This is a genomic window from Streptomyces sp. TLI_105 (genome assembly GCF_900105415.1).
In the GTDB taxonomy this organism is placed as follows: domain Bacteria; phylum Actinomycetota; class Actinomycetes; order Streptomycetales; family Streptomycetaceae; genus Streptomyces.
Genome location: NZ_FNSM01000001.1, coordinates 7,468,376 through 7,493,244, shown reverse-complemented (window position 1 = coordinate 7,493,244; position 24,869 = coordinate 7,468,376). Strand labels below are relative to the sequence as shown.

The window sequence follows — 24,869 nt, the reverse complement described above, 5'->3', positions numbered from 1 at the left end:
CCGTCACGGGCTGAACGACAGGAAGACGAAGGCGGCGAAGATCGAGAGGTGGACGCTGCCCTGCAGGAGGGTGGCCCGTCCGGGCACCACGGTCAGGGCGCTCACCACGGCGGTGAGCACGAGCAGCACCATGTGGAGGGGCCCCAGGCCGAGGATCAGGGGCCCGTCCAGCCAGATCGACGCGAGCGCGATCGACGGGATCGTCAGGCCGATGCTGGCGATGGCCGAACCGTACGCCAGGTTCATGCTGGTCTGCATGCGGTCCCGGCTCGCCGCGCGCACGGCGGCGAGCGTCTCGGGCAGCAGCACCATCAGGGCGATGACGACACCGACGACCGCCTTCGGCAGGCCCGCCGACTCGACGCCGTCCTCGATGGTGGGCGAGACCAGCTTGGCGTTGCCGACGACGGCGACGAGGGCGACCACGAGCAGACCGAGGCTGAACCAGGCGTCGCGGGCGGTCGGCGGCGCCGCGTGCTCCTCCTCCGACTCCGGGATTCCCCGGTCCGGCCGCGGCACGGGCAGGAAGTAGTCACGGTGCCGGACCGTCTGGACCGCGACGAACACCCCGTAGAGGAGGAGCGAGGAGACGGCCGCGAAGGCGAGCTGTCCGGCGGAGAACTCGGGTCCCGGGTGGCTCGTCGTGAAGGTCGGCAGGACCAGCGTCATGGTCGCGAGCGTGCAGACGATCGCGAGCTCGCCGCCGGAACCCTCCGCGTTGAAGACGGCGACCCGGTTGCGCAGCGCACCGACGAGCAGGGAGAGGCCCACGATGCCGTTGCAGGTGATCATGACGGCAGCGAAGACCGTGTCCCGGGCGTAACTCGTCGCCTTGTCCCCGCCTCCGATCATCAGCATGACGATCAGTCCGACCTCGATGACGGTGACGGCCACGGCGAGGACGAGGGAGCCGAAGGGTTCGCCGACGCGGTGGGCGATGACCTCGGCGTGGTGGACGGCCGAGAGCACTGCGGCGAACAGACAGACGACGACGATCGCCACCGCGAAGCCCGGGAGATCGCGCCCCCAGGCGAGGCCGAGCACAAGCGCCGCCACCACCGGCCCCCAGGTGGTCCACTGCCGTGCCCTTGCCGTCACACTCGAACTCATGATCCGCATATTGCCACAAGACGGACTCTTCTCCTGTTTCGCTCAGCCGTCGGCATCGGTGAGGCCGTTCTCGTAGGCGGCGAGGGTCTCGACGAACATCCTGCGTTCGGCCGGGCCCAGGGGGGCGAGCGCGGCGCGCCAGGCGCCGGCGCTGCGGCCCAGCCAGCCGTCGATGGCGGGGCGGTGGGCCTCGGCGATGGAGACGATCTTCCGCCGCCGGTCGGCGGGGTCCTCGGTCCGCTCCAGGACCCCCCGCTTGGCGAGGTCGCCGACCATCAGGCTGACGGTGGTCGGGGCGACCTCGAGCCGGGCCGCCAACTCGTTGACGCCGAGCGGCCCGTCGAAGAGCAGGTACGCGAGGAGGGAGAGGTGACGGGGCGCGAGGGCGAGGGACTGCAGCTCGTCGGGGATCCTGATGCGCTTGACCCGCCCGACCATCCGGGGCATGAGCAGCAGCAGCGTCCGGACGGCGTCGTCGACGTCCGGGCCTTCGGCGTCCGGGCCTTCGGCGTGCGACCCGGCGGCGCGCCGGTCCCCCTCGTGTGCGGTTGACACCCTGCACCCTCCGATTTAGCTTTGCTTTCAAAGCAAATAGATCTGTCGTGATCGATGCTACCGAGGGGCACCCTCATGTCCGATGTGAATCAGCGGGTCATCGCGGAGTTCCGCGCCAACGGCGGCCGCGTGGGCGGGATGTTCGAAGGCGTCTCCTTACTCCTCCTCACCACGACCGGCGCCCGCGGAGGACGCCCCCACACCAACCCGGCCGTGTACGTACGCGACGGGGCCCGGCTCCTCGTCTTCGCGTCGAACGCCGGCGGACCCAAGCACCCGGCCTGGCTCCACAACCTCCGCGCCGACGCGCACGTGACCGTCGAACTCGGCACCCCCGAAGGAACCGTCGAACGCTTCGCGGCGAGGGCGGTGGTGACGGAGGGTGAGGAGCGGGACCGGCTGTACGCCGAGCAGTGCGACCGGGATCCCGCGTTCGCCGCCTACCAGGCCGGCACGGAGCGGGTCATCCCCGTCGTCGCCCTGCACCGCGTGGACCTCACGGACCCGGCGCGGCACCGGGCGATCGCCGCCCACCTCGTCAAGGTCCACGACGAGCTCCGCGCCGAACTCGCCACGCTCCGCGAGGGCCTGGAAGCACCGGCGCCGACGCTCGGGAGCCGGCTCGCCCGCCACTGCCTCACCTTCTGCGGCGCGCTCCACGCCCACCACCACAACGAGGACGGTGTCTTCGACCTCCTGGAGCGGCAGTTCCCGGACCTGGCCGGCTCCCTGGACCGGATGCGCCGGGAGCACCGGGTGGTCGCCCGCACGGTCGAGGAACTGGAGACCCTGCTGACCTCCGGCGCCGCCCCCGCGACCCTGCGCACCGAGGTCGACCGCCTGACGGCGAACCTGGAGGAGCACTTCGCCTACGAGGAGTCCCAACTGCTCCCGGCGCTCGCGCCGGAACACTGAGCGTTTTCAGCGTTGCCTCTCCAGGGTGAGGACGGCTGCGGCGATTGACGGCATGCGGTTGGGGCTTACGCGGGACCGGCGGAAGATGCGCCAGGTCTTCAGCCGTGCCATCCCGCGTTCGACGGGTGCCCGGGCCTTGGCCAGTGCTCGGTTGACTGTGCGCTGGGTCGGGGACAGTTCGCCGCCGGGAGGCCGTTTGCGCCCGGTGGTCACCCACGGTCCGGCTCCCTGGTAGGCGCGGTCGGCGAGAACGGGGGCGCTTGGCGTTCGCAGATCCGGATGATCCGGTGCGCGCGGGCCGCTGTGAGGCCGTGGGCACGGCCGGGCAGCGCGGGCGAGATCCACAGCACGTGACCCGTCGGGTCGGTCACGACCTGCACGTTCACGCCGTGCCGGCGGTGCTTGTGGGAATAGTCGGCCTGTCTGTCGCCGGTCCGGTCACACTCCGCGAGGGTGCCGTCGAGCAGTACGTAGTCCGGATCGCTCTCGCTCAGGACTTTGAGCAGGCGGAGCCTGGTCGGCGAGGAGAGCGATCACGCCGGATGTGTAGGCGTGGGCGGTGCCGACGGAGATCCCGAAGCCGGCGGCTATCTGTGCGAGGGGGTCGTGCTTGCGCAGGTACACCAAGGCGACCAGTGCACGTTGGTGCGGCGGCAGCTTGCAGCGCCGGTCACCCTCGCGAGTGACGATGAGCATGGTGACCCACTCGACCAGGGCGTGCGGGAGGTCGAGTGCGGCAGGATTGGGAACCAACGAGGATCCTGTGCCGATGGGTTGAGACTTCGAACACCTCCCTCAACGGCGCGGGGCCTCGTGCGTTGAGTGCCCAGCCGCCGTCACCCGATCAGTGGCCAGGATGAAAGAGCTCACCGACAGGAGCCGTTAGGAAGAACGGGAGTCCCGGGTTCGGACACCCTGAGGAGCGTCTGCCGCAGCATGAAGGACCCCTCCCTTAGCCCCGCAACACGTTCTGACCTGGGCCGATGCTCACGGGGGCCGGGGCGCGAGGATTCCAGGGTGAGCTCCGTCAGACCGATCGGATTTCGGCTCGACACCGCCGAAGCGGTCTCGCATCTCGTCCGTGATCGCTACGAGCGCGTGTGTGCCGGTCGAGCTCGGCCGCGAAAAAGCCGAGGTCGCCTTGAGGATCTCGTTCGCCCGCTTCAGTCGGCGATCTCCTTCTTCAGGGCCTTGACCTGCGCGGCCTCCTCGCTCGTCGTTCCCGGCCGCTGCCCGGTGTCGATCTGATCCTGACGGAACCACTTCCGCAGCATCTCGCGTGAACCGATACCGAGCTTCTCCATCACCGCGTTCAGCTCGGCGGTCTCGGTCGGATAGTCGCCGCGGATCTCCGCGACCATGCGGACCGCGCGCTTGCGCAGCTCGGGAGAGTACATCGAGGGTCGTGCCATGACTCGGATCCTTATATGGAATCGAGCCTCCACCTCACCTGGGGCGATTCACCCGACCTGCCCTGCTCACGATGCACACTGCTCTATGGTCGCCGACACTCGGGCGCCGGGGCAACTGCAGTCCTGGCATGCGGTTTTCGGCACCCGGATGGACAATGAAAGACGGAGTTCCCGCCCCGGCCGCCGACGACCACCGGAGCCGCCGGAGTGTCCGGAACCCGGAGGGTCCGGCCGGCCGATGGTGCGGCACGGGCCGGTGGCGTGCGGCGCCCGGCCCGGATGCGGGGTCGGCCACGGTCCAACCCGGCGGGACGCGGAATGGGGCCGTCATTCTCCGGGCCACCCCCGACAGCCGCCGCACCGGTGTGTCCGCCCGGGCCCTGCCTGCGGTCCCGGCCGGACCGAGAGCAGACCGGCAGACCGGAACCGGCGGGCCGAGGACCACCGGCCGGGCGGGCCGGACGGCCCGATAGCTCTCCCAGGCACGCCGGGCCCAACAGCCGGACGGAGGATTCGCCGTGGTGATGAAGCAGGAAACGGTTCCGATGCGCGACGGATACGACATCGGCATCGGGGTGTCGATGGCGAGCGGCAGCCCCATGGCCCTCGGTGCAACAGGGACGGTGACCCCGCCGCAGGTCGGCGGCGGCGAGACCGGCTCCTTCACCTTCCGGCGCATCGAGACGACACAGGATCTGGAGTCGGAACTCGGCGTGGGAGCGGATGTCTCGGCCGGGATCGGCCTCTTCAGCGGCTCCGCCTCACTCGACTTCTCCAAGCGGTGCCGGGTCCAGTCGAGCTCCCTCACCGTGATGGTGTCGAACTCGCGGACCTTCGCCTTCGAACAGATGGACTCGCCAGTGCTGTCGGAGGCGGCGGCGAAGCTGGTGGAGCGGGGGAAGCCGCTGGAGGAGCAGTTCGGCGAGTACTTCGTGCGCGGTATCGGCACGGGCGGCCGGTTCTTCGGAGTCGTACGGATCGACACCAAGAGCGTGCAGTCCAAGATGTCGCTCAACGCCGCGCTGGAGGGCAGTTACGGGGTGACGGTCTCGGCCGAGGTGCGGATCAGCATCTCGGAGGCGATGCGGAACGCGGAGGCGCGGGCCGAGGCGTTCATCCTCCACGACGGCGGCACCTTCACCACGCAGCCGCGCAGCGGAGACCCGGTGGAGCTGGTGAACCAGCTCTACAAGGCGATGGACGAGTGGACCGCGAGCGTGCGCGCCGAGCCGCGGTCGTACACGGTGACGCTGGCACCTTACGCGATCGCACTGGGGCCGACCCCGCCGAACATCGCCGACATCGAGAAACAGCGCCGGGTGCTGATCCGCTGCGCGAAGCTGCGGTCGCAGAGCATCGACATGCTCAACCTGGTCGACTACATCCTCGACATCCGGCACACCGACGAGTTCGAGTTCGCGCCGGACAGGCCGGACCTCCAGGCCCTGCGGGCGGCGCTCGCCGGCGACCTCGACGTGATCGAGGAGGCCGCGTCCTTCGCCATCGAGAACCTGAAGGAGGCGCGCGACCCCGAGGTGTTCATGCGGGACATCCGCGGGAAGGCGGACTTCCGGCTCACTGGGCTGCCGACGAACATGCCGAAGCAGAAGGAGATCCTCCCTCCGATCACCCCGCCGCCGGCGGCACCCAACGCGATGCCCAATCTCGTCGGCCAGATGGCGGAACCGGTCACACACCTGCTGGCCTGCATCAACCTGGAGGGCGTCGACCACTGCCTCAACTTCCTGGGGTCCCGGCTGGACGCGCTCGGGCTCGACCGCAGGGAGCTGGGCAACTTCTTCTTCACCGTGCTCCGCAGCGGTGTGACCCCCGATGTCCGGGGCGACGCCAGCCGTCCGGGCTCGCGGATCACCTCGCAGTCGCCGGCCCCCGGTACCCCGGTGGAGCCGCTGACGGTCATGACGCTGGTGGTGGCTTGAGCCGCCCGGTCCGAACGGGCGGCCGGGCGCACCGGGAAAGGAACGACCATGTCGGCCACAGCACTGGAACTGGGGGAGATCGTCCAGGTCGAGGTACGGGACGCGGCGGGGGTGGTGACGGACTTCTCGCACGACTACGCGGTCGATGCCAGCCGCCTGCTGCGGATTCCCTCGCTGAACATGATCCTTGCCGAGGGCAAGCCACTGACGCCGGACCTGCGGGCCGAGATCGAGAACCGGTTCATGACGGACGGCATCCTCACCACCGTCACCGTCAATCTCGGGATTCGGGGCGACCGGGTGGACCTGGAGAACACCATCCAACCGGGGGACGAGCTCTTCGTGCGGATGCTCAACCCCGACGGCACCATCGACGCGAGTTCCGGCTCGTTCCCAGTGGACGCCTCGGGCAGCATCAACATGCCCTTCCTGGGCGGGGTCCTCGTCCGCGACAACCGCCTCTTTGAGGCAGAGCACCAGATCGAGCAGGGGTTGCTGGATGCCCAGATCTTCACGACGCCGCTGGTCAACGTGACCCGCGTGCGGCTCTTCTGAGCCTCCCCGCCCAGAGGCCGGCGCCGGGGGACGCCCCAGGGCCCGCCTCCGGGAGGGACCGGCGCGGAGGCCGGTGCTTGTCAGAGGCGGCTGCAACACTGAGCGTTTCAGCATGGCCACCGATCGGGTGACGCCGGTCAGGTCGAGGTGAGGGCCGCAACGCACAAGGCCCCCGTGCCGTTGAGGGAGGTGTTCGACGTCTCAACCCACCGGCACAGGAGCCCTGTTGGTTCCCTATCCTGCCGCACTCGACCTCCCGCACGACCTCGTCGGGTGGGTCACCATGCTCATCGTCACCCGCGAGGGTGACCGCCGCTGCAAACTCCCGCCGCACCAACGTGCGCTCATCGCTCTGGTGTACCTACGCCGCCACGACACCCTCGCCCGGATCGGGGCCGGCTTCGGGGTATCCGTCGGCACCGCCCACGCGTACGTCACCAGCGTGACCGGCCTGCTCGCCGAACGAGCCCCCGGCCTGCTCAAGACGCTGCGCGAGCACGATCCGGACTTCGCCCTGCTGGACGGGACCCTCGCCGAGTGCGACCGCGTCGGCAACAGCCGAGCCGACTACTCGGCCAAGCACCGCCGGCACGGCGTGAACATCCAGGTCCTCACCGATCCGGCCGGCGAGCTGCTGTGGATCTCGCCCGCCCTGCCGGGCCGCACTCATGACCTCACCGCGGCCCGCACCCACCGGATGATCCGCATCTGCGAACGCCAGGGCGTCCCCGTCCTCGCCGACCGCGCCTACACGGGCGCCGGCCCCTGGGTCACCACCGGACTCAAACGGCCACCGGGCGGCGAGCTCACCCTCACTCAGCGCACCGTCAACCGGACCCTGGCCGCAGCCCGGGCACCGGTCGAGCGCGGCATGGCGCGGCTGAAGTCCTGGCAGATCTTCCGCAGATCCCGCATCAGCCCCAACCGCATGACCGTCATCGCCAAAGCCGTCCTCACCCTGGAGAGGCAACGCTGAAAACGCTCACTGAGAGCTTCTACCCGTGCCAGCACCCTGCCCAGCCCGGGAGTAGGCCCAGACTGATTTGCGATCTAGGTCGGGTGATGGTGCGGTGGGAGGGTCTCCGGATGTGTGCGGCCCGATGAGCTCCTGAAGCGTCGATCGGCCGCAATCTACTGGCCCTCCGAGCCACCCGGGAACCACTGGGTGTCGCGCTCCCCGAAATGACCACCAGTCGGGATATGGAGTTGCGCTATGACCTTGGATTGGCGCGATAGACCAAAAGCCTCGCCGAATAGCGGATTCTTCATCCAAGTGCGGACCGGCGAGCCAGGAAATTTCGAAGTCGTCATACCCTGGCCGGACGGGGGACTGGCCCATTATTGGCGAAATAACGAGTCTCCCGCTCTGGTGTGGCATGGTCCGACAATCTTCGCAAAGGGCGCCCGATACGTTGGAGCGTCTCTGATCGAGTCGGACAACGTGGCCTTCATGAGCGACCCGCGGAATAACCTCGAAGTGATGGCCACCAGGGAAGACGGCGCGGTTGAGCACTGGTCCCGCGAGAACGGTGGAGCGCTTGTCTGGTCAAACTTCGGTACTGCGCTGACTGGCGTGTCGGGAGCCGCGAGCATTGCGTATTCCGGTGCGGAGTTCGACGAAGGCCCTTTCGGAGTCGATCTCGAGTCGCACCTTGAAAACGATTTTTTCGTCGTAGCGCCATTGAGCGGCGGAGGATTTGTGATGCTGAAGCGGCAGAACCCGGCAAGCGGAAATACCACAATCCCGCCCTGGACCCGCATCAACGGCCCAAGTTCGAACGATTCGTTCGGGGGCACCATCCTCAAAGACCGCAGCTTCGTGGGGGCAGGGCTCGCCCTTACAACACTATTCAACCCTTTCGGTAAAGCAGGCTGGAAGGAAATGCGTGACACTTGCAATGGTGTGTGCCGTGGACAAGTCATGATCACGACCATCTCAGACCAAGGAGCCCTGCACATCTACACATGGGCTCGGAACAAGCTAGGAGGCGGATACCTTTGGGACGACAGCCATTTTGGGTGGAATGAGGGGCTTACCGTCGATCAGCCCACCGACCTTGGGCATGTACTGCGCCCATTTCGCGGTAGACCCTGCCTTCTGCAAAGCGACTACGACCTCAGCGAAGCTTCCGACTTCATACCGTGGGACTCTGCCCACTACGGCAATCTAGAACTGGTGGGCCCCGCGAAAGACGGAGGAATTCTCCATTTTTGGAGAAACAACGGAGATGTAGGGGAATCGCTAAAACTCCAGGAAGGATGGAGTTACGCAGGCAAGATAGGGACGTCGGTATACGATGAGGTTTCGCTCCTCCAGAGTAACTTCGGCAGCGCGGACAACGGCAACCTCGAGATGATCGCACGGACCCGGGACCAGAAGGGGTTCGATTTCTTCTGGCGTGATGAATCAATGGCATGGCATGGCCCGCAAAACGTAAGCTCAGCCGAAGGCCCTACAGGAACAGTTATGCAGCCTCTGTCGTCGGATGACACCATCAGTGCGCTTCAGTCCATCAGGGTGGATTTCAGTGTACCTCGCGACGAGCTCAAGCAGTGGCTCGATAACCCACAGTTCACCCCATACCCGTCTATTACGTCAGCGCTCCTCGGTCTCGTTGGAGGCCGAAGGCTGAGGGACCTTGTGTTTCTTGACGTCATCGTTTTCAACTATGAAAACACGCCCGGTGTCGTCTCGCCGCGCGCGACATCTGACGTTCGTGCCGATGTCCTGAAGAAGGCCGTACTCGAAGGCTACAATGTCAGGCACGGGACTAACGCGACGGATTTCGACGCAATTCTTGCATGACGGTGAGCGTTTTCAGCGTTGCCGCTCCAGGGTGAGGACGGCTTTGGTGATAACGGTCATGCGGTTGGAGCTGATGCGGGATCTGCGGAAGATCTGCCACGACTTCAGCCGTGCCATGCCGCGTTCGACCGGTGCCCTCGCCGCGGCCAGGGCCCGGTTGACGGTGCGCCGGGTGAGGGTGAGTTCACCGCCCGGTGGGCGTTTGAGTCCGGTGGTGACCCAGGGGCCGGCATCCTGGTAGGCGCGGTCGGCGAGGACGGGGACGCCCTGGCGCTCGCAGATCCGGATGATGCGGTGGGTACGGGCCGCGGTCAGATCGTGAGTGCGGCCCGGCAGCGCGGGCGAGATCCACAACAGCTCGCCGGTCGGATCGGTGACGACCTGGACGTTCACGGCGTGCCGGCGGTGCCTGGCCGAGTAGTCGGCCCGGCTGTCGCCGACGCGGTCGCACTCGGCGAGGGTCCCGTCCAGCAGGATGAACTCCGGGTCACGCTCGCGCAGCGTCTTGAGCAGGCCAGGGGCCCGTTCGGCGAGCAGACTGGTCACGGTGGTGACATACGCGTGGACGGTGCCGACCGACATCCCGAAGCCGGACGCGATCCGGAGGAGGGTGTCGTGGCGGCGTAGGTACACCAGAGCGACGAACGCCCGCTGGTGCGGCGGGAGCTTGCGCCTGCGGTCACCCTCACGGGTGACGATGAGCATCATGACCCACTCGACCAGGGCATGAGGCGGGTCGAGTGCGGCAGGGTAGGGAACCAACGAGGCTCCTGTGCCGATGGGTTGAGACGTCGAACACCTCTCCCAACGGCACGGGGGTTCTGTGCGGTGCGGCCCTCACCTCGGTCTCGCCGGCGTCACCCGATCGGTGGCCATGCTGAAAAGGCTCACTGATCAGACGCGCCAGTCCTCGCAGTACTGGATGTGCAGGACACCCGGCACGTGCCGGCGGGTCCGCGGACGCGTCCACGGGCCGGAGCCGAACTCCACGCAGAAGTGCCCGGCACCCGGATGGCGGTGCCGGTGGGACGGGGCCTCGTCGACGAGACCGCGCAGCGCGGAGCCGTGCTCCCGGAACGCCGTGGCGCTGCCCACGACGAAGAGGGTGTGGGCGGCGATGTCGAAGCCGAGGTGGTCCCGGTACGTCGAGTGGTACCTGCGCTCGTGGTCGATGGCGCTCTCGTCGGGGAAGTCGTCGTCCGGGGTGGCGGCGGTGTGAAGCCTGCCCGCGCCGAGCCGGGACCGGAGCCGCTTCCACGAGGCGGTGGGGAACTGCAGACTGTGGTGGACCAGGACCAGGTCGAGCGCGACCGGCTCGCCCTCCCCCACGGCCCCGCCGGGCGCCGGGTTGGCGCGGATCGGGAGGTGGACCAGGGAGCGGGCGGAGCGGGCCGCCAGCGCCCACAGCGCGGTGAGTCGCTCGGCACCGTCCCGGTCGGCGTACATCGACAGCCAGTGGCCGTCGTCGCGCAGGGCGAGCCGCGCCGGGGCCGGATCCGGTTGGAGGACCCTGACCTCGCCGGCGCCGAGCCGGACCTTGTGCACCCGCACCCGCTGTTCCACACGCCTCCTCGCCAAAAGGTCGATCCGCCGCACCCTAACCCCACGGGTGTCCGGCATAGGCTGAATTTCACACGCGGCGGGCAGGAGGACGAGGTGGCGGAGACGGCGTTGGCCGAGGTGATGGCCGAGCCGGCGGAGCTCGACGACCCGAAGGCACGCGAGGTCGACGAGCGGCACGGCGACGACCACGGCGTGAACCTCGGCAAGCTGCGCGCGCTCGCGAAGCGGCTGAAGACACAGCAGGAGCTCGCGCTTCGGCTCTGGAAAACGGACGACACCGCCGCGCGGCTCCTCGCGCTCCTGGTCTGCCGCCCGAAGGCGTTCGAGCGGGACGATCTCGACCGCATGGTGCGCGAGGCCCGCGCCCCCAAGGTGCACGACTGGCTCGTGAACTACGTGGTGAAGAAGAACCCGCACGCCGAGGAGCTCCGCCTCGCCTGGCTCGCCGATCCGGATCCGGTGGTCGCGAGCGCGGGCTGGGCGCTGACCACCGCGCGCGTGGCGAAGCAGCCCGAGGGCCTCGACCTCCCCGGACTGCTCGACGTCATCGAGGCGGAGATGAAGGACGCGCCCGACCGCCTGCAGTGGGCGATGAACCACTGCCTGGCCCGGATCGGGATCGAGCACCCCGAGTACCGCGCCCGCGCCGTCGACATCGGTGAGCGGCTCCAGGTGCTCAGGGACCATCCGACCGCCCCGGGCTGCATCTCCCCGTTCGCACCCGTCTGGATCACCGAGATGGTCCGCCGGCAGGGCACCGCCTAGAGCGGGCGCTCCCGGCCCTCCCAGTACGGGTCGCGGAGGCGGCGCTTGTACAGCTTGCCGTTGGGGTCGCGGGGCATGGCCGGGACGAAGTCGACCGACTTCGGGCGTTTGAAGCCGGCGAGGCGGTCGCCGCAGTGGGCCAGGATCTCGGCGGCGAGCGCGGGCCCCGGCTCGTATCCCTCGGCCGCCTCGACGACCGCCTTGACCTCCTCGCCCCAGTCGGCGTGCGGGATCCCGAAGGCGGCGGCGTCCGCGACGGCGGGGTGGGCGAGCAGCGCCGCCTCGATCTCGGCGGGGTAGATGTTGACCCCGCCGGAGATGATCATGTCGATCTTGCGGTCGCGGAGGAAGAGGTAGCCGTCCTCGTCGAGGACGCCGAGGTCGCCGACGGTGAAGAAGTCGCCGATGCGGTTCTTCGCGGTCTTCGCCTCGTCCTTGTGGTACTGGAAGCCGCCGGTGTTCATCTTGAGGTAGACGGTGCCGAGTTCGCCGGGCGGCAGCCGCTTGCCGTCGTCGTCGAAGACGGCGAGTTCGCTGATGGGCCAGGCCCGGCCGACGGTCCCCGGCTTCTTGAGCCACTCCTCGGCGGTGGCGAAGGCGCCGCCGCCCTCGCTGGCCGCGTAGTACTCCTCGACGCACCGGCCCCACCAGTCGATCATTGCCCGCTTGACGTGCTCGGGGCAGGGCGCGGCGCCGTGGATGGCGTGGCGCATGGAGGACACGTCGTACCGCTCCCGTACCTCCGCGGGGAGGGCGAGCAGGCGGTGGAACTGGGTGGGGACCATGTGGGTGTGGGTGCACGAGTACCGGTCGATCAGCCGGAGCATCTCCTCCGGCTCCCACCGGTCCATGAGGACGAGCGGGTGGCCGATGTGCAGGGCGGCGGCCGCGAACTGGAGCACGGCGGTGTGGTAGAGCGGCGAGCAGACGAGATGGACGTTGCCGTCGGCGGGCCGGATGCCGAAGATGCCGAGGAAGCCGCCGAGGTGGGTCTCCTCGGGGAGCTTTCCGGGGAGCGGGCGGCGGATGCCCCGGGGCCGGCCGGTGGTGCCGGAGGTGTAGTTCATGACCCAGCCGAGCGTGCGGTCGGCGGGCGCGGATCCGTCCTGCCCGTCGAGCAGTGCGGCGTACGGGCGGAAGCCGGGGACGGTGCCGACGGCGTACCGGTGGGTGGGCGCGAGCCCGGCCTCGTCGGCGGCGAGGGTGACCGCCTCGGCGAAGCGCTCGTGCGCCACCAGGACCTTGGCGCCGGAGTCGGCGACGATCCAGGCGATCTCGGGGCCGACGAAGTGGTGGTTGACGGGGACGAGGTAGAAACCGGCCTGGGTGGCGGCGAGATGGGCGGTGAAGAACTCGGGGCCGTTGGGCAGGACGACGGCGAACGCGTCGCCGCGTTCGAGTCCGGCGGCGCGCAGCCCGTGGACGAGCCGGTTGGCCTCGGCGTGCAGCCGGCCGGCGCTCCACTCCTCGCCGTCGGGCGCGACGAGGACGGCGCGACCGGGGTCGGCGGCGGCCTGGGCCCAGAATCCGGAGGGGGCCTGATTTCCGGCGGGGGGCCGGCTTCCGGTGGAGTGCCGGCTTCCGGTGGAGGGCTGACTTCCGGTGGAGGGCTGACTTCCGGTGGAGGTCTGGCTTCCGGCGGGGGGCCGGCTTCCGGCGGGACCGTTGCTCACTGGGCGCTCCGTCCGGCGATGCGGTTGATGCGGTCCACGGCCTTCTCGAAGCCGCGGGTGAGGTCGTCGACGACCTGCTGGACGCTGCGCTCGGAGTTCATCCGGCCGACGATCTGTCCGACGGGGGTGCCGAGGAGCGGCTCGACCTCGTACCGCTGGATACGGGAGACGGCCTCGGCGACCAGGAGTCCCTGGAGGGGCATGGGGAGCGGGCCGGGCCCCGCCGGGTCGTCCCAGGCGTCGGTCCACTCGGTGCGGAGCTGACGGGCGGGCTTGCCGGTCAGTGCGCGGGAGCGGACCGTGTCGCCGGAGCCGGCGGCGAGCAGCTTGTCGGTGAGGGCGCGGGAGTGCAGCTCGGCCTCGGTGGTGGTGAGCCAGATCGAGCCGAGCCAGACGCCCTGGGCGCCGAGGGCGAGTCCGGCGGCGATCTGCTCGCCGCTGCCGATGCCGCCGGCGGCCAGCACGGGCAGCGGGGAGACGGCGTCGACGACCTCGGGGGTGAGGACCATGGAGGCGATCTCGCCGGTGTGGCCGCCCGCCTCGTACCCCTGGGCGACGACGATGTCGATGCCGGCGTCGGCGTGGTGGCGGGCGTGGCGGGCGCTGCCGGCGAGGGCGGCGACGAGGACGCCGTGGTCGTGGGCGCGGGCGACGACGTCGGGCGGCGGCGATCCGAGGGCGTTGGCGAGGAGTCTGATCGGGTAGCCGAAGGCCACGTCGAGCTGGCTGCGGGCGACCTGCTCCATCCAGCCGGTGATCCGCCAGCCGGAGGCCTCGCCCTCGGCCAGTTCGGGGACTCCGTGCTTGGCGAGCGTGGCGCGGACGAACGCCCGGTGCTCCTCGGGGATCATGGCCTCGATCTCGGCCTCGGTGACGCCTTCGACCGCCTTCTTCGCGGGCATCACGACGTCGAGGCCGTAGGGCAGGCCGTCGGTGTGCTCCTGCATCCAGTCGAGGTCGCGGGCGAGGTCGTCGGGCGCGGTGTAGCGGACCGCGCCGAGGACGCCGAACCCGCCGGCTCTGGTGAGTGCGGCGGCCACCGCGGGGAAGGGCGTGAAGCCGAAGATGGCGTGCTCGATCCCCAGTGTGCGACTCAGCTCCGTCTTCATGGGCGGCAGGATGCCGCAGCGGCGCGGCGGAGGGAAGACATTTTCTGATGCAGCGTCAGATTCTTTGGGGCCGGTGCGTCTGCGTTTCGCCGCCGCGCCCGGTGGGAGAGGGTGGACATGACGGAGCGGGCGAAGCGAGACGTAAGGCCGAGCCGCCGCGCCTTCGGCGGCGGGGTGCTGGCCCTTGGAGGGGCGCTGATGATCGGTGCGGTGCCGGGGGCGGCGGCTGCGGAGGGCCGGCGGTCGGGACCGGGGTCGGGATCGGCCGCGCGGCGGACCATGCTGCGGCGCGGCTCCGCGGAGCGCGCCGGGCTGCTCGCGCCGCACCTGGACGGGCTGGTCGCGGACGCCGAGCGCTTCCTCGCGCCCTCCCCCACGCACCCGTGGTACGCGGGCGCCGTCCTGCTCGCCGGGCGGGGCGGGACCGTCGCCCTGCACCGGGCGATCGGCTCGGCCGTGCGGTACGCGGCGTACGACGAGAAGACCGACGCCGGGGTCGAGCTGCCGCCGGAGCGGCGGATCCCCATGACCGAGGACACCGTCTTCGACCTGGCGTCGGTCTCCAAGCTGTTCACCTCGATCCTGGCGGTGCAGCAGATCGAGCGCGGGACGCTGGAGCTGGAGGAGAAGGTCGCCGCGTACCTGCCGGAGTTCGGCGGCGGTGGGAAGCAGGACGTCACCGTACGGCAGCTGCTCACCCACACGTCCGGCTTCCGGTCCTGGATCCCGCTCTACCGGGAGCCGACGCGGGAGGGGAAGCTGCGGCTGCTGTGGGCCGAGACCCCGGCGAACCCGCCGGGCTCCGCGTACCTCTACTCGGACCTGAACCTGATCTCGCTCCAGCTGATCCTGGAGGAGATCACCGGTCGCGGCCTGGAGGTCCTGCTCCACGACGAGATCACCGCTCCACTCGGGATGCACCGCACTCGTTTCAATCCGCCGCTCTCCTGGCGTCCGGGGATCGCCGCCACCGAGGACGCCCGGCGGCCCTGGTCCGGCCTCGACCGGGGCATGGTGTGGGGCGAGGTCCACGACGAGAACGCCTACTCCCTCGGGGGTGTGGCGGGCCACGCCGGTGTCTTCTCCCGCGCCTGGGACCTCGCGATCCTCGCCCGCACCCTGCTCAACGGCGGCGCGTACGGCCGGGCCCGCATCCTCTCCCCCGCGTCGGTGGAGCTGATGTTCACCGACTTCAACACCGCCTTCCCCGGCGACGAGCACGGGCTCGGCTTCGAGCTCTACCAGCACTGGTACATGGGCGCCATGGCCACCCCGCGCACGGCCGGGCACACCGGCTTCACGGGCACCAGCCTCGTCCTCGACCCGACGACCGACGCGTTCCTGATCGTGCTCGGCAACTCCGTGCACCCGGTGCGCTCCTGGCGCTCCGGCTCCGCGCCGCGCGTCGCCACGGCGGACCGGCTGGCCCGCGCCGTCCCCGTCCGCCCGGCCCGGGGCCGTACCTCATGGTTCTCCGGCATGGCGAGCGCCACGACGGCCACCCTGACGCTGCCTCATGTGACCGGCGCCGCAAGCCTGGAGTGCGCGCTGTGGTGGGACACCGAGCCGGGCGCCGACCCGGTCGCCCTGGAGGCCTCGGCCGACGGCGGCACGACCTGGCGGCCGGTGCCCTTCACCACCGACGGCCGCGCCGAGCACCCGACGGGCACGGTCGGCGGCTGGTCCGGCCGCGTCTGGCACACCGTGTCCGCGCCGCTGCCCGGGGCGAACGCCCTCCTGCGCTGGCGGTACACCACCGATCAGCGGTACGTGGGACGGGGTGTGTACGTGGACGGGCTGCGGCTGCTCGACGCGGCGGGGCTGCCGGTGTTCGACGAGGCGCGGCCGGCGGACGGGGCGCGGATCGAGGCGAACGGCTGGACCAGGTCCGCCGATTGAGTCCGAACTGACGAACCGTCGGGGCGGGCTGCGCACAAGTGATCACATGAGGTAGCGTCCCTCGCCGGGAGATCTCACCGGGGGATGGGACGAACGCCGAGGCGAGCGTCTGTCGCGTCGCCCGTGCTCGGTGCCCTTCCGCTCCGCGGGGGCCGCCGCGACCGGCCCGCTGACGAACGCGGCACAACCGCTTCCCGGCCCAGCCGCCCCTCGTCCGTCGCCTCCGCTTTCGCTTTCGTAAGAGGTGTTCCTTCATGCTGCCCTTGTCCGAGCGCCGTCCACCGGGCGCTCGCCGCTTCGCGCTGTCCGCGTGGTTCTGCGCGCTCTCCCTCGCCGTCCTGGCCGCGGTCGTCCTCGCGGTCGCGCCGCAGTCGCCCGCCGTCGCCTCGACGACGGCCGCGACCACCGTGCCGGAGGTCGCGAAGCAGGTGTCCACCGTGCCGTTCAAGGCGCGGGAGAACTACTACTGCACCCGCATCCCCGCCGTCGTCACCAGCAAGACGGGCGTCCTCCTCGCCTTCGCCGAGGGCCGCACCCGGCTGGACTCCACCGGCTGCCACGACGTCGGCGACAACGACCTCGTGCTCAAGAGGTCCCTCGACGGAGGTACGACCTGGCAGGCCCTCCAGATCGTCGTCGGCGGCTCCGACGAGCTCGCCCACGGCAACCCCGCGCCGGTCGTGGACGCGGTCACCGGCCGGATCACGCTCCTGTACTCCAGCAGCGACTGGAACCACGACCCGGTCAAGCCCAGCCGCACCGGGTACGAGCGCACCGTCCACGCCGTCCACAGCATGGACGGCGGCGTGACCTGGTCCGCGAGCGCGCCCCAGCCGCAGCTCAAGGCCGCCGGCTGGGGATGGGTCTCCACCGGCCCCGGCCACGGCATCCAGCTCAGCCGCGGTCCGCACCACGGCCGGCTGATCGTCCCCGGCGACCACACGGCCGGCGGTGACACGACCGCGGGCGGCCAGCTGTACATCAGCGACGACGGCGGACTCACCTGGACCCTCGGTGCCACCTCCGAGGCGAGCAAGTCCGGTGCGTACCCGGCGGAGCTCACGGTCGTCGAGACCGTCGACGGGAACGTCTACGTCAACGCCCGCAACTCCGCGCCCACGCACTGCCAGACCAACGAGCACCGGCTCGCCGCCGTCGGCACCGACGGCGGCGGAGCCTTCGCGGCCCCCTTCACCCAGGTGGCCGACCTGGACACCTCCCCGGTGTTCGGCTCGCTGCTGCGGCTGCACGCCGTGGACCAGGACGGAAAGCCCGACCAGCTGCTGTACTCGGGTGCCTCCCGTCTCGGCCCGAGCGCGCTGGAGGACCGGCGAGAGCTGGCCGTCCGCTCCTCGTACGACGAGGGCAAGACCTGGCAGACCGTCGGCACCCTGGTCTCGGCGGCCCGCACCGGCTACTCCGATCTGACGCTGCTGCCGAACGGTTCGATCGGCATCGTGTACGAGACGGCCGGCAACATCCCGCACGGCAACGTCGCCTTCGCCGCCTTCACCGAGCAGGCCATGGACGGCTCCCGGACGGAGCTGCGCCGTCCGCGCACCTCCGACACGCGCGTCAAGGGTCCCGGCGAGGCCGGCAACCACGCCATCGTCCACGGCGGGGCGCGGCTCGGCACGCGTCTCGACGGCGTGGCCATGGAGTTCGACGGTGAGGACGACTACCTGCGCCTCGTCTGCTCGCCGTCCCTGCGGGTCGACGACAAGGACTTCACCGTCACGGCCTGGTTCAAGCACTCCGCCACGACGGGCACGCTGCCGATCATCTGGGCGTACGGCATGCCGGGCACCGACCCGCTGAAGAAGGGCCGGCACTTCTCCGTCCGGGCCGAACCCGGGAGCAACGTGCTGCGCGGCACCGTCGGCACGGACATCGGCTCCACCGAGGTGACGCTCCCGTCCTCGTACAACGACGGCCAGTGGCACCACGTCGTGTTCACGCGTCAGGGCCTCACCATCCGCCTCGCCGTGGACGGGGGCCCCGCGGCCACCGCGACCATGCCGGCCGGGGCCTCGGCGAGCGAGCGGAACCTCACTCCGGCGGCCGAGTTCAACATCCACATCGGTGCCCGGCCCGACTTCCCCAACCAGCCGGTCGGGGTGGCGCAGCTCTTCCGCGGCGCCCTGGACGACGTGCGGCTCTTCGACACCGCCCTCACCACCGGCGAAGCGGCCGACGTGAAGGCCGGCTCCCTCGAAGTGGCGAAGAGCAACGAGAAGCTCCGCCTCGGCTTCTCCACCATCTGGTAGGCGGGCGAACCCCTCGGCCGGTGGACGTACCGCCCGCCGGCCGAAGGATCCGGCCTCCGTGCTCAGGACTCACGCCGCCTGGGCGTACAGCTCCTCGATCAGCCGGGCGACGTGCTGCGGTTCGCGCAGTGTCGGGTAGTGGTCGGAGGCGGCCAGCCTGACGAGACGGCAGCCCGGGATCCGTTCGGCCATCTCCTCGTTGCAGCGCACGACCTCCGGCCGGTCCTGCTCGCCCAGCGCGAGCAGGGTCGGCGCGGAGATCTCCCCGAGCCGGTCGAAGGCGGGCGGGCCGGTGAGCTGGTGGCCGATGTTGCTGATCCAGGCGGGCAGCACGGCCCGGCAGAGCTCCGCCGCGACCGGGTCGGACTCGGGGGTCCCGCCGCCGGCCTTCCCCCACGCGGCAAGCCCGAGCCGGACGATGCCGTCCACGTCACCGGCCTTGGCCAGTGGTTCGAGGCGCTCGAAGAACTCGCCCTTGTCCAGCCCCTCGTACCCCGAGACACCGGGAACGAAGAGGGCGAGGCCCGCCACCCGCTCGGGTGCCTCCAGGGCGAAGTCGACCGAGGTGGCCCCGCCCATGCTGGAGCCCACCAGGACCGCCCGCTCGATCTCGAAGCGGTCGAGGACCCCGGCCAGGTCGCGGACCGGGGAGTACGCGGAGGTGGGCGCGGGTGAACGCCCGTAGCCGCGCACGTCGTAGCGGATCACCCGGTGCCGCGCGACGAGCGCCGGCAGGACCGGGTCCCACACCGTGGAGTCGCCGACGCCTGGATGGAGCAGGACCAGCGGCAGGCCGTCCCCTCCCGCGTCGTCCGCCCAGACTTCGCCTTCACCGACGGTCACCATGGTTTCCATGGCGCCCAGTCTGGTGGGGCGCAGGGGGGCTCCGCCAGTACGCCTACGGCGTCCCGGCGGATGGGGCGCCGGGTCAGGCGCCGTCCTCCGAGGCCGTGCGCAGGGCGGTCAGCACGGGGCTGATCAGGGGGTGGTCCTCCGCGCCGCGCCGGACGGCGGCGAAGACCCTGCGGGTCGGGGCGACGCCCTCGATCGGACGGACCTCCACGCCCGTGAGCTCCATCCCGCGCAGGGCCGACCGCGGCACGAGCGCCACGCCGGCGGACGCCGCCGCGAGGGCGACGACGGCGCGGAAGTCGTCGGAGGAGTGCTCCGGATTCAGCGCGAATCCGGCGTACTCGCAGGCCAGAACGGTCACGTCATGGCAGGGGTTCCCCTCGGACTGGCCTATCCAGGTGTCCTTGGCGAGGTCGGCGAGCGCGACCCGTTCGCCGGCCGCCAGGGGGTGGCCGGGCGGCAGGACCGCGTCGAACGGCTCGGCGTAGAGCGGGACGCGGGTGAGCCGGTCGTCGTCCTCGCCCGGCGCGCCCCGGTACTCGACCGCGACGGCCACGTCCACCTGCCGGTCCAGGACCATGAGCAGGCTCTCGTCGCCCTCCGCGTCCCGGACCCGGACCCGGATGCCGGGCGCGGTCCGGGCGAGGGACGTGATGGCCGGGGCCACCACGAGCCCGATGCCGGTGGCGAACGCGGCGACCGTGACCGTACCGGCGTCGCCGGAGCCGTAGGCGGCGAGCTCGGCCTCGGCGCGTTCCAACTGGGCGAGCACGGCGTTGGCGTGGCTGAGCAGGATCTCGCCGGCCGGGGTGAGGCGCGCGCCGCGCGCGCTGCGGTCCACCAGGCGGTGGCCGGTCTCCTGCTCCAGGGCCGCGAGCTGCTGGGAGACGGCGGAGGGGGTGAGATAGAGCGCGGCGGCCGCCGCCGTGACCGTGCGGTGGTCGGCCACCGCACGGAGGATGTGCAACCGCCGCGCTTCGATCATGCCCCTAGTGTCTCAGCCCGTGGACACTAGGAGCGCAGGGCTGCGCGGGCGTCGACGAAGGCGTCGACGGCCCGGTTCACGTCCTCCGTCGAGTGGGCGGCGGAGAGCTGGACGCGGATGCGGGCCGCGCCCTGCGGGACGACGGGGTACGAGAAGCCGATCACGTACACGCCGCGCTCCAGGAGCAGCTCGGCCATCCGGCCGGCCTCGGCCGCGTCGCCGATCATGACGGGGGCGATGGCGTGGTCGCCGGGGAGGATGTCGAAGCCCTCCTCGGTCATGCGGGAGCGGAACAGCGCCGTGTTGGCGCCCAGGCGCTCGCGCAGGTCGCCGGCGGACTCCAGGAGGTCGATGACCTTCAGGGAGGCGGCGGCGATGACCGGGGCGAGGGTGTTCGAGAAGAGGTACGGGCGGGAGCGCTGGCGCAGCAGGGCGACGATCTCGGCGCGGGCCGCCACGTAACCGCCGGAGGCGCCGCCGAGGGCCTTGCCGAGGGTGCCGGTGATGATGTCGACGCGGTCCATGACGCCGTGCAGCTCGGGGGTGCCGCGGCCGCCGGGGCCGACGAAGCCGACCGCGTGCGAGTCGTCGACCATCACCATGGCGTCGTAGCGCTCGGCCAGGTCGCAGATCTCGTCGAGCGGGGCGACGTAGCCGTCCATGGAGAAGACGCCGTCGGTGACGATCAGCTTGCGCCGGGCGCCGCCCTCCGTGGCCTCCTTGAGCTGCTGCTCCAGGTCGGCCATGTCGCGGTTGGCGTAGCGGAAGCGGCGGGCCTTGGAGAGGCGGATGCCGTCGATGATCGAGGCGTGGTTGAGGGCGTCGGAGATGACGGCGTCCTCGGCGCCGAGGAGGGTCTCGAAGACGCCGCCGTTGGCGTCGAAGCAGGAGGAGTAGAGGATCGTGTCCTCCTGGCCGAGGAAGGAGGACAGGCGCGCCTCCAGCTCCTTGTGGACCTCCTGCGTGCCGCAGATGAAGCGGACGGACGCCATGCCGTAGCCCCATCGGTCCAGGGCCTCGTGGGCGGCGGCGATGACCTCGGGGTGGTCGGCGAGGCCCAGGTAGTTGTTGGCGCAGAAGTTGAGCACCTCGCCGGGGCGGCCTCCCGCGGTGACCTCGACGGTCGCGGACTGGGGGGTGCCGATGACCCGCTCGGGCTTGTGCAGTCCGGCCTGCTCGATCTCTTCGAGGGTGGCGCGGACGGAGTCGCGTACGGAATCGAACATGGGTCAGGCTCCCGTGGTCCAGTCGAGGATGATCTTGCCGCTCTTGCCGGAGGCCGCGTCGTCGAAGGCGGCTTCGAAGTCGGTGTGGTCGTAGCGGCCGGTGATGACCGGGCTGAGGTCCAGGCCGCCCTCGAGGAGCACCGACATCGCGTACCAGGTCTCGAACATCTCGCGGCCGTAGATGCCCTTGATCGTGATCATGGAGGTGACGATCTTCGCCCAGTCGACGGCGAAGTCCTCACTGGGCAGGCCCAGCATGGCGATCTTTCCGCCGTTGGTCATGTTGGCGATCATGTCGCGCATCGCGCGCGGGTTGCCGGACATCTCCAGGCCGACGTCGAAGCCCTCCTTGAGCCCGAGGGTGCGCTGGCCGTCGGCGATGGTCTGCTCGGCGACGTTGAGGGCGAGCGAGACGCCCGTCTTGCGCGCCAGGGCGAGGCGCTCCTCGCTGACGTCGGTGATGACGACGTTGCGGGCGCCGGCGTGCTTGGCGACGGCCGCGGCCATGATGCCGATGGGGCCGGCGCCGGTGACGAGGACGTCCTCGCCGACGAGCGGGAAGGAGAGGGCCGTGTGCACGGCGTTGCCGAAGGGGTCGAAGATCGCGGCGACGTCGAGGTCGACGGGGGTCCGGTGCACCCACACGTTGGAGGCGGGCAGCGCCACGTACTCGGCGAAGGCACCGTCCCGGCCGACGCCGAGGCCGACGGTGGCGCGGCAGAGGTGGCGGCGGCCGGCCAGACAGTTGCGGCACTTGCCGCAGACGAGGTGGCCCTCGCCGCTGACCAGGTCGCCGACGTTGATGTCGGCGACGTCACGGCCGACGGAGACGACCTCGCCGACGAACTCGTGGCCGATCGTCAACGGCGTGGCGATCGTCTTCTGCGCCCAGCCGTCCCAGGAGCGGATGTGCAGGTCGGTCCCGCAGATACCGGTCCGCTTGACCTTGATGAGGACGTCCCCCGGGCCTGTCTCCGGCTCGGGCACGTCCGTGAGCCAGAGTCCCGGCTCCGCCTTCAGCTTGACCAGCGCCTTCAATGCAACGGCTCCCGACGTGCGTGTCCTGTGATGTGGGGGTGCGGGCACGACTGCGCGCCCAAGATCCCTGGAAGAGAATCTTCCGTACGCGAGGCCTGCGGTCCATCGAGGATTTCTTAAGCGCGCTCGCAGATCAGCTTCACACCCCAGGCGGGGAGAGGGCGACGTCAACGGGGCCGAACGGAGAGGGCCCGGTCGAGGGGGCCCCGCCGTCACCGGCCCAGTGCCGCCATCGCCGCGTTGTGGCCGGGGATGCCGCTCACTCCCCCGCCGCGGATCGCGCCCGCTCCGCACAGGAGGACGTTGGCGTGCGGGGTCTCGACGCCCCAGCGGCCGGTGTCCCCGTCCCCGTACGGGAAGGAGAGATCGCGGTGGAAGATGTGGCCGCCGGGCAGCCGCAGTTCGCGTTCGAGGTCCAGCGGCGTCTTCGCCTCGATGCAGGGGCGCCCCTCGGCGTCGAGGGCGAGGCAGTCGGCTATCGGCTCGTCCAGGTGGGCGTCGAGCTGGGCGAGGGTCGCCGCCAGGAGCTTCGCGCGCGTGCCCTCGTTGTCGGCGGCGAACAGCCGGGCGGGGGTGTGCAGGCCGAACAGGGTGAGCGTCTGGTGGCCGGTGGCGGCCAGTTCCGGGCCGAGGATCGTCGGGTCGGTGAGGGAGTGGCAGTAGATCTCGGACGGCGGGGCGGAGGGCAGGCGCCCGGCGGCGGCCTCGGCGTGGGCGGTGGCCAGCTGCCCGTACCCCTCGGCGATGTGGAAGGTGCCGGCGAAGGCCTCGCGCGGGTCGACGGAGCGGTCGCGGAGCCTCGGCAGCCGGGTCAGCAGCATGTTGACCTTGAGCTGGGCGCCCTCCGGGGCGGGCGGGGGCGTCTCGCCGAGCAGGACGGCGAGCTCCTGCGGGGAGGCGTTGACGAGGACCCGGTCGGCCTCGACGGTGCCCTCGCCGTCGGCAGTGCGGTAGGTGATCGCGGCGCGGTGCCCGTCGGTCTCGATCCGGGTGGCCTCGTGGCCGGTGAGGATGTGGGCCCCGGCGGTGCGGGCGGCGTCCGCGAGGGCGTCGGTGAGGGCGCCCATGCCGCCGACGGGCACGTCCCAGTCGCCGGTTCCGCCGCCGATGACGTGGTACAGGAAGCAGCGGTTCTGCAGCAGGGTGGGGTCGTGGGCGTCGGCGAAGGTGCCGATGAGGGCGTCGGTGAGGACGACGCCCCGGACGAGGTCGTCGGCGAAGCTCCGCTCGACGGCGACGCCGAGGGGTTCCTCGAAGAGGATCCGCCAGGTGTCGGCGTCGTCGACGCGGGCGCGCAGCTCGGCGCGGGCGGGGAGGGGCTCGGTGAGGGTGGGGAAGATCCGGCGGGCGGCCTCGCCGGTGCGGGCGTAGAAGGCCTGCCAGGCCTCGTAGGCCCGGTCGGAGCCGGTGAGCGCGGCGAAGGAGGCGCGGGTGCGGTCCGGTCCGCCGCCGACGAGGAGGCCGCCGTCGCCCTTCGGGGTGTACGAGGAGACGGACCGTTTCCGGACGGCGAACCGCAGCCCGAGCTCCCGCACGATCTTCTCCGGGAGGAGCGAGACCAGGTACGAGTACCGGGAGAGGCGGGCGTCGACCCCGGCGAAGGGCCGCGTCGACACGGCCGCCCCGCCGGTGGAGCCGAGCCGCTCCAGGAGGAGGACGGAGCGTCCGGCACGGGCCAGATAGGCGGCGGCGACGAGCCCGTTGTGCCCGCCCCCGACGACGACGGCGTCGTACGAGCGGGCGGGGGCCGGGGCGTCGCGGAGGGGATCACGGGCGGTCATGGCTCATGCTCACACGCGCCCGCGTGCCGGGGGAAGCCCGCTGCGACGGGGCATGATCACGGCATGACCGAGATCGTTCTGATGGCGGACCCGAGGGTCGCCGCCATACCCGTGACCGAGTGCGGTGAGCGCCTGGTGGACGTCCGCCGCGCCGGCTCGCTGCTCGTCGACACGCGCAAGCAGGACCCCACGGACGCCTTCGCGTAGCCGACGGCATCGGCGCGGAGGCCCGTGCCCACCGGGAGCTGCTCGGCTCCGTGCTCACCTCGACGGGCCTGGTGAACTACCCGACGGAGTGGTGGCACTGGTCCTACGGCGATCGCTACTGGGCGCCGGCGACCGGGGCGGCCACGGCCCCCTACGGCCCGAAGGAGCTCGCGCCGGCCGGCTGAGCACGTCCGGCCCCGGTGCGCGGCCC

Annotated in this window: 19 protein-coding genes and 3 pseudogenes; 9 read left to right on the top strand and 13 right to left on the bottom strand. The window is 70.8% G+C overall.

Translation table 11 applies throughout. The annotated features are described in order from the left end of the window. Positions 1–3: 3 nt before the first annotated feature. Both BLW86_RS34155 and BLW86_RS34150 read right to left on the bottom strand, forming a co-directional pair. Positions 4–1,110 (bottom strand): calcium:cation antiporter, encoded by a 1,107-nt coding sequence (locus tag BLW86_RS34155; protein WP_177181831.1) that lies wholly within the window; start codon positions 1,108–1,110, stop codon positions 4–6. Positions 1,111–1,152: 42 nt separating this feature from the next. Further along, a complete protein-coding gene (locus BLW86_RS34150; RefSeq protein WP_093879023.1) occupies positions 1,153–1,557 on the bottom strand; it encodes a MarR family winged helix-turn-helix transcriptional regulator in 405 nt (134 codons plus the stop codon). A 183-nt stretch (positions 1,558–1,740) separates the two neighbouring features. On the opposite strand from BLW86_RS34150, the gene BLW86_RS34145 reads away from it, so the two are divergent. Continuing rightward, complete coding sequence (locus tag BLW86_RS34145) at positions 1,741–2,580, top strand: nitroreductase/quinone reductase family protein (protein ID WP_093877594.1); 840 nt, start codon at positions 1,741–1,743, stop codon at positions 2,578–2,580. A 6-nt stretch (positions 2,581–2,586) separates the two neighbouring features. Here the strand turns inward: BLW86_RS34145 and BLW86_RS34140 are convergent. Next, positions 2,587–3,333: pseudogene (locus BLW86_RS34140) on the bottom strand (transposase family protein). A 344-nt stretch (positions 3,334–3,677) separates the two neighbouring features. Further along, positions 3,678–3,992: pseudogene (locus tag BLW86_RS34135) on the bottom strand (transposase); the annotation flags it as partial. Positions 3,993–4,516: 524 nt separating this feature from the next. On the opposite strand from BLW86_RS34135, the gene BLW86_RS34130 reads away from it, so the two are divergent. The 4 genes from BLW86_RS34130 (at position 4,517) to BLW86_RS41625 (ending at position 9,293) form a co-directional block, all read left to right on the top strand. Further along, positions 4,517–5,932 carry a hypothetical protein gene (locus tag BLW86_RS34130; protein ID WP_143060303.1) on the top strand — a complete coding sequence of 472 codons (1,416 nt, stop codon included), beginning with the start codon at positions 4,517–4,519 and terminating at the stop codon, positions 5,930–5,932. Between the two features lie 48 nt (positions 5,933–5,980). Continuing rightward, positions 5,981–6,487: a polysaccharide biosynthesis/export family protein gene (locus BLW86_RS34125; protein WP_093877591.1), complete on the top strand. Its 507-nt coding sequence runs from the start codon at positions 5,981–5,983 to the stop codon at positions 6,485–6,487. Positions 6,488–6,713: 226 nt separating this feature from the next. Next, the gene (locus BLW86_RS34120) at positions 6,714–7,463 is read left to right on the top strand and encodes a transposase family protein (protein WP_093877590.1); all 750 of its coding nucleotides are present in this window, start codon (positions 6,714–6,716) and stop codon (positions 7,461–7,463) included. Between the two features lie 237 nt (positions 7,464–7,700). Beyond that, the gene (locus BLW86_RS41625) at positions 7,701–9,293 is read left to right on the top strand and encodes a hypothetical protein (RefSeq protein WP_143060301.1); all 1,593 of its coding nucleotides are present in this window, start codon (positions 7,701–7,703) and stop codon (positions 9,291–9,293) included. Between the two features lie 12 nt (positions 9,294–9,305). Here BLW86_RS41625 and BLW86_RS34110 read toward each other — a convergent pair whose 3' ends face one another. Together BLW86_RS34110 and BLW86_RS34105 are read right to left on the bottom strand one after the other, a co-directional pair. Next, positions 9,306–10,055 (bottom strand): transposase family protein, encoded by a 750-nt coding sequence (locus BLW86_RS34110; protein WP_093877588.1) that lies wholly within the window; start codon positions 10,053–10,055, stop codon positions 9,306–9,308. A 132-nt stretch (positions 10,056–10,187) separates the two neighbouring features. Continuing rightward, entirely contained in the window at positions 10,188–10,856 is a 669-nt protein-coding gene (locus BLW86_RS34105; protein WP_093877587.1) for a hypothetical protein, read from the bottom strand. 120 nt (positions 10,857–10,976) lie between these two features. Here BLW86_RS34105 and BLW86_RS34100 point away from each other — a divergent pair, with 120 nt between their 5' ends. Continuing rightward, entirely contained in the window at positions 10,977–11,621 is a 645-nt protein-coding gene (locus tag BLW86_RS34100) for a DNA alkylation repair protein (RefSeq protein ID WP_093879022.1), read from the top strand. Here the strand turns inward: BLW86_RS34100 and BLW86_RS34095 are convergent. Both BLW86_RS34095 and BLW86_RS34090 read right to left on the bottom strand, forming a co-directional pair. Further along, the gene (locus BLW86_RS34095; RefSeq protein WP_256341515.1) at positions 11,618–13,294 is read right to left on the bottom strand and encodes an acyl-CoA synthetase; all 1,677 of its coding nucleotides are present in this window, start codon (positions 13,292–13,294) and stop codon (positions 11,618–11,620) included. The genes BLW86_RS34100 and BLW86_RS34095 overlap by 4 nt on opposite strands. Beyond that, positions 13,291–14,403: an NAD(P)H-dependent flavin oxidoreductase gene (locus BLW86_RS34090; protein WP_093877586.1), complete on the bottom strand. Its 1,113-nt coding sequence runs from the start codon at positions 14,401–14,403 to the stop codon at positions 13,291–13,293. Before BLW86_RS34090 ends, BLW86_RS34095 begins: the two co-directional genes overlap by 4 nt. Positions 14,404–14,520: 117 nt before the next feature. Here BLW86_RS34090 and BLW86_RS34085 point away from each other — a divergent pair, with 117 nt between their 5' ends. Continuing rightward, positions 14,521–16,302 (top strand): serine hydrolase domain-containing protein, encoded by a 1,782-nt coding sequence (locus BLW86_RS34085; protein WP_093877585.1) that lies wholly within the window; start codon positions 14,521–14,523, stop codon positions 16,300–16,302. A 254-nt stretch (positions 16,303–16,556) separates the two neighbouring features. Then, positions 16,557–18,569, top strand: a complete 2,013-nt coding sequence (locus BLW86_RS34080) for a sialidase family protein (protein WP_093877584.1) — start codon at positions 16,557–16,559, stop codon at positions 18,567–18,569. 69 nt (positions 18,570–18,638) lie between these two features. Here the strand turns inward: BLW86_RS34080 and BLW86_RS34075 are convergent, their stop codons facing one another. The 5 genes from BLW86_RS34075 to BLW86_RS34055 all read right to left on the bottom strand — a co-directional run bounded on the left by BLW86_RS34075 (position 18,639) and on the right by BLW86_RS34055 (position 24,451). Further along, entirely contained in the window at positions 18,639–19,424 is a 786-nt protein-coding gene (locus BLW86_RS34075; RefSeq protein ID WP_256341514.1) for an alpha/beta fold hydrolase, read from the bottom strand. A 73-nt stretch (positions 19,425–19,497) separates the two neighbouring features. Next, entirely contained in the window at positions 19,498–20,406 is a 909-nt protein-coding gene (locus BLW86_RS34070) for a LysR family transcriptional regulator (RefSeq protein ID WP_093877582.1), read from the bottom strand. Between the two features lie 26 nt (positions 20,407–20,432). Continuing rightward, entirely contained in the window at positions 20,433–21,632 is a 1,200-nt protein-coding gene (locus BLW86_RS34065; RefSeq protein ID WP_093877581.1) for a glycine C-acetyltransferase, read from the bottom strand. A 3-nt stretch (positions 21,633–21,635) separates the two neighbouring features. Then, complete coding sequence (gene tdh, locus BLW86_RS34060) at positions 21,636–22,670, bottom strand: L-threonine 3-dehydrogenase (RefSeq protein ID WP_093877580.1); 1,035 nt, start codon at positions 22,668–22,670, stop codon at positions 21,636–21,638. A 212-nt stretch (positions 22,671–22,882) separates the two neighbouring features. Continuing rightward, a complete protein-coding gene (locus tag BLW86_RS34055; protein WP_093877579.1) occupies positions 22,883–24,451 on the bottom strand; it encodes a phytoene desaturase family protein in 1,569 nt (522 codons plus the stop codon). Between the two features lie 63 nt (positions 24,452–24,514). Here BLW86_RS34055 and BLW86_RS42245 point away from each other — a divergent pair. Continuing rightward, a pseudogene (locus BLW86_RS42245) lies at positions 24,515–24,843 on the top strand (M15 family metallopeptidase). The last annotated feature ends 26 nt before the right edge of the window (positions 24,844–24,869 follow it).

Coding starts and splice junctions, on each gene's coding strand:
- BLW86_RS34150 (WP_093879023.1), bottom strand. CDS start 1,557: ATGCCCCGGATGGTCGGGCGGGTCAAGCGCATCAGGATCCCCGACGAG.
- BLW86_RS34090 (WP_093877586.1), bottom strand. CDS start 14,403: ATGAAGACGGAGCTGAGTCGCACACTGGGGATCGAGCACGCCATCTTC.
- BLW86_RS34055 (WP_093877579.1), bottom strand. CDS start 24,451: ATGACCGCCCGTGATCCCCTCCGCGACGCCCCGGCCCCCGCCCGCTCG.
- BLW86_RS34075 (WP_256341514.1), bottom strand. CDS start 19,424: ATGGAAACCATGGTGACCGTCGGTGAAGGCGAAGTCTGGGCGGACGAC.
- BLW86_RS34070 (WP_093877582.1), bottom strand. CDS start 20,406: ATGATCGAAGCGCGGCGGTTGCACATCCTCCGTGCGGTGGCCGACCAC.
- BLW86_RS34100 (WP_093879022.1), top strand. CDS start 10,977: ATGGCCGAGCCGGCGGAGCTCGACGACCCGAAGGCACGCGAGGTCGAC.
- BLW86_RS34145 (WP_093877594.1), top strand. CDS start 1,741: ATGTCCGATGTGAATCAGCGGGTCATCGCGGAGTTCCGCGCCAACGGC.
- BLW86_RS34085 (WP_093877585.1), top strand. CDS start 14,521: ATGACGGAGCGGGCGAAGCGAGACGTAAGGCCGAGCCGCCGCGCCTTC.
- BLW86_RS34080 (WP_093877584.1), top strand. CDS start 16,557: ATGCTGCCCTTGTCCGAGCGCCGTCCACCGGGCGCTCGCCGCTTCGCG.
- BLW86_RS34125 (WP_093877591.1), top strand. CDS start 5,981: ATGTCGGCCACAGCACTGGAACTGGGGGAGATCGTCCAGGTCGAGGTA.
- BLW86_RS34065 (WP_093877581.1), bottom strand. CDS start 21,632: ATGTTCGATTCCGTACGCGACTCCGTCCGCGCCACCCTCGAAGAGATC.
- BLW86_RS34155 (WP_177181831.1), bottom strand. CDS start 1,110: ATGAGTTCGAGTGTGACGGCAAGGGCACGGCAGTGGACCACCTGGGGG.
- BLW86_RS34130 (WP_143060303.1), top strand. CDS start 4,517: ATGAAGCAGGAAACGGTTCCGATGCGCGACGGATACGACATCGGCATC.
- BLW86_RS41625 (WP_143060301.1), top strand. CDS start 7,701: ATGACCTTGGATTGGCGCGATAGACCAAAAGCCTCGCCGAATAGCGGA.